General features: G+C 70.1%; 3 protein-coding genes. 1 reads left to right on the top strand and 2 read right to left on the bottom strand.

Annotated elements, in window-relative coordinates; genetic code table 11:
• Both KBX39_RS24560 and KBX39_RS24555 read right to left on the bottom strand, forming a co-directional pair.
• On the bottom strand, window positions 1-790 hold a 790-nt coding region (locus KBX39_RS24560; protein ID WP_210872723.1), incomplete at its 3' end, for an ABC transporter ATP-binding protein.
• Window positions 791-979: 189 nt separating this feature from the next.
• Window positions 980-2,611, bottom strand: a complete 1,632-nt coding sequence (locus tag KBX39_RS24555) for a hypothetical protein (RefSeq protein ID WP_210872721.1) — start codon at window positions 2,609-2,611, stop codon at window positions 980-982.
• A 144-nt stretch (window positions 2,612-2,755) separates the two neighbouring features.
• Between KBX39_RS24555 and KBX39_RS24550 the strand changes: the two genes are divergently transcribed.
• Window positions 2,756-4,192, top strand: a complete 1,437-nt coding sequence (locus KBX39_RS24550; protein ID WP_210872719.1) for a TldD/PmbA family protein — start codon at window positions 2,756-2,758, stop codon at window positions 4,190-4,192.
• The last annotated feature ends 149 nt before the right edge of the window (window positions 4,193-4,341 follow it).

The following is a 4,341-nucleotide window of genomic DNA, read 5'->3' as shown; positions in this document are numbered from 1 at the left end:
CCACACTCCCGTGCTCCACCGCCCGACCCGCATACATCACCAACACGTCATCAGCCACCTGAGACACCACACCCAGGTCATGCGTGATCAGAATGATCGCCGACCGGAACTCCGCCTGCAGATCCGCCAGCAGGTCCAGGATCTGCGCCTGCACCGTCACATCAAGCGCCGTCGTCGGCTCATCCGCGATCAACAGCTCCGGATCGTTCACCAGCGCCATCGCGATCATCGCCCGCTGCCGCATCCCACCCGAGAACTCATGCGGAAACTGATCGAACCGCTTCGCCGGCTGCGGAATCCCCACCCGGCCCAGCATGTCCACCGCCCGCGCCCGGGCCTCCCGCCGCCCGGCCCTCGGATGATGCACCCGATACGCCTCCGCGATCTGCCGCCCCACCGAGTAGTACGGATGCAACGCCGACAACGGATCCTGAAAGATCATCGCCATGTCCCGGCCCCGCAACCGACGAATCTCCTCCTCACCCAGACCCACCAACTGACGACCACCGACCGAGATCTCCCCGGAAATGGTCGTCCGCTTCACGTTGTGCAAGCCGAGGATCGCCAGCGACGTGACGCTCTTACCGGAACCGGACTCGCCCACGATCCCCAGCGTGCGACCCCGCTCGACGGCGAACGACACGCCGTCCACCGCCCGGACCACACCGTCCTCGGTGTCGAACCGCACCCGCAGATCCCGGACCTGGAGATAGGGCCCGTCGCCGGAGCGCTGCTCCGGCACCTCCGGGCGGTCCGGCTCCCCGGACGGCACCGCCTCCGACCTGCCCATTGACCGCCTCCCCTTCGGTGATGAAGAGAACCTACAGGAAAACCCAGGAGGCGAAAATAAGCTACATCGAGCGGTCCGTCAGCGGCCGTAGCGTAACGACATGGTTTCTGGTCCGCCGATCCTGCCGCAGAGCCAGACCCACCACCCGCGCTCCCGGTGGGCGGGGCTCGGCCCGCCCACCGGGAGATATCAGCCTGCGGCGGTGAGGGTGAGGACCACCGGGCCGCCGGGAAGCGTGCGGCTGTCCGAGCGATCCGGCATGTTCCACGCGGTGCTGTTCCGGGCGGCGTCGCTCAGCTCGAAGCCCACCGTGTACGCCCCGGCGGGCAGATCCTGCCACCACGGAAGGTAGAGCCACGCGGTAAGCGTCCCGTCGGGGGCCTGGCTGCTACCCCCACCCGACTGCGACACCACCTCGCCGTTGACGTCGTACACGTAGACGCTCACGCCGGTGATCGGTGCGACCTTCACATCGGCGTCGATGGTGAGCTTGATCGAGGTCTGCCCCACCTCGCTCACCGGCAGTGAGGACGGGTCGAGGCTGGCGCTGCGGGCCGTCGGCGGCTCGGTGCTCGGCACCCGCGTGATCGTCAGATCCGGATCCGGCGCGCCGTACATGCTTCCGTAGAGCGCGACGTTGCCGGCACCGTCGATCACCGCCAAGCCCTCGACCTCACACTGCGCGGTCTGCTGATACACCATGACCTTGACGGCGACACGACCGTCCGCCCTGGTGGTCGGGAGACCCCACTGCTGGCAGCCGCCGACGAGATCGAGCTGCACTGTCGACAGACCCTTGCGGGTGTCGGTCACGACCATGGTGATGTCGGTCATCACCGAGTCACGCCAGTTGTCCACCGGGTTCGGCTCGATCGCGAAGTCGCTGGCCCGTACCGTCGAGTTGGTCGTCGTGGTGACGGACGGCGCGGTCGGGTTCTTGTAGGTGGTCGTCCCGCCGGCGTTGTTGCGCAGCACCAACGCGGCAACCCGCCAGTTGCCGGTGGCGGCATCCGCGGGCACGGTCACGTCGAGCACGCACGGCATGTAGATGCCGTCCTGCTGGCCGCCGGTGACCCGGCCGCATCGCAGCCCGGTGCTGTACTCGTCCCGCTCCCAGGTGAAGGCGGTGGTGACGCTCGCGCCGCCCGGACCGGCCAGCCGGATGGTGCCCTTCCAGAAGCCGGACTGCCCGTCCTGCACCGTGAAGTCGTAGGTCACGGTGGCCGCGCCGTTCCCCACGTAGAAGTAGGGACGGCGCACCGGGGAGCTCAGCGAGATGGAGTCGGCGCTCGGCCCCGACGAGTCGATCAGCGTCCGGGCCGTGAACCGGTAACCGAACGCCTGGAGGCGGGTGCCCGAGACCGTGGTGGTGACGCCCTGGGAACCGATGGTGACCTTCGTTACCTCCCAGATCGCGGTGTCCGCGTCGGAGTAGGCCCGCACCGGAAGGTCGAAGGAGTAGGTGGACTCCTGCGGCGTGCCCGACTCGTACACACCGTCACCGCAGCAGGTCTCCTGGTACGCGTAGCGCGCGACCAGGTCGTGACCGACCAGTTCACCGGTGACGGTGCTGCGCATGCGCATGGTGACGGTGCCGAAGATGGAGCCGGCCTCCGGGTCGGTGTTGGTGACCGTCCAGGTGAGCTTGTTGCTGGCGTAGTCGCCGGTGGCGTCGACCGTGTCGTTGGCGAAGGCGAGGGCGGTGAGCTTGAGTCGCGGGGCCGCGGCGTGGGCGGCAGTGGCACCGAACATGGTCGCGGCGACCATGACGACGAGCGTCAACGCACCGCGGAGTAGTCGGTGCGCGGAAGTGGCAGACATGGACCATTTCTTATCAGCGTCCGGCGACTCGGGTTGTCCCGTTCACGCGCAGGTCGGCATCGATTTCGCCACAGCCCACCTCGGAGCCGGTCGGATGACGTCGTCCCCTGACGGATGTCGGTGCGCTGGCCTAGGGTCGGGCGCATGAGCGAGTTCGACGCGGCGACCGCTGCCGTCCAAGCCGCCCTCGACGCGGGCGCCCGGTACGCCGACGCCCGGGTCATGCACCGCCGCTACGAGTCGATGTCTGCGCGCAACGGCGACATCGAGGAGCTGAGCCAGGACGAGAGCATCGGGCTGGGCGTACGCGCGCTCGTCGGTTCGGGGTGGGGCTTCCACGCCGTACCCGATCTGTCCGACGCGGCGGCCAGCGACGCCGGCCGGCGCGCCGCGGCGATCGCCACCGCGAGCGCGCGGGTTCCCGGCCCGCCGATCGACCTGGTGCCTTCCGAGGCGGCGGTGGCGAGCTGGGCCTCGGAGTGCGCCGTCGACCCGCTCGGGGTGCCGCTGTCGGACAAGGGCGACCTGCTGGTCCGCGCCACCGCGACGATGCGCGAGCACGGCGCCGACCTGGCCGAGGGGCTCTACCAGATCTGGGACACCACGAAATGGTTCGTCTCCAGCGAGGGCCACCGGATCGACCAGCACATCCGGGAGTGCGGCGGCGGCATCTCGGCCACGTCGATCGGCGACGGCGAGACGCAGCGCCGGTCCTACCCGAGCTACCGCGGGCAATACGGCACGACCGGCTGGGAGCTGGTCACCTCGCTGGACCTGGCCGCGCACGCCGCCCGGATCGCCGAGGAGTCCCGCGAGCTGCTGACCGCGCCGCTCTGCCCGGCCGGCGAGACCGATCTGATCCTCGGCGGCGAGCAGCTCGCGCTGCAGATCCACGAGTCGGTCGGGCACGCCATCGAGCTGGACCGCATCCTCGGCTGGGAGGCGGCTTTCGCCGGCACGTCCTGGCTCGACCTGGCCCGCCTCGGCTCGCTGCGGTACGGCTCCGAGCTGATGAACGTGACCATCGACACGACCATCCCCGGGGCGCTGGGCAGCTTCGGCTACGACGACGAGGGCTCCGCCGCCGTGGCCCGGGACGCGGTCCGCGAGGGGCGGTGGGTCGGGGTGCTCGCCGGCCGGGACTCGGCCGCCGTCGCCGGCCTGGACTACGGCGGCAGCGTACGGGCCGACGGCTGGGCCCGGCTGCCGATGGTGCGGATGACGAACGTGGGCCTGGAGCCCGGCCCGCACACGCTGGACGAGATCATCGCGGCCACCGACGACGGGGTGCTGATGGACATCAACCGGTCCTGGTCGATCGACGACAAGCGGCTCAACTTCCAGTTCGGCTGCGAGGTCGGCTGGGAGGTCAAGAACGGCCGCCGGGGGCGGATGCTGCGCAACCCGACGTACACCGGCATCGGGCCGGTCTTCTGGCGCTCGATGGACATGCTCTCCTCGGAGACGGTCGCCTGGGGCACGCCCAACTGCGGGAAGGGGCAGCCCGGCCAGGTCGGGCACACCGGCCATCCGGCCGCGCCGGCCCGGTTCCGCGGCGTCCGGGTGGGGGTGCGGGCATGAGCGAGCGAATCAGCAGGCTCAGGGCGACAGTGCCTCATGACGGCACGGAGCGAAGCGGAGTGCCGGCATGAGCGCCGAACTGGGGATCGCCGCGGGGGTGGTGGACCTGGTCCGGCGTACCGCCGGTCCGGGCGCCGAGGCCGAGGTGC

It is taken from the genome of Micromonospora sp. D75 (genome assembly GCF_018070405.1).
GTDB lineage: Bacteria > Actinomycetota > Actinomycetes > Mycobacteriales > Micromonosporaceae > Micromonospora > Micromonospora chalcea.
This window is presented reverse-complemented; position numbering and strand designations above follow the sequence as displayed.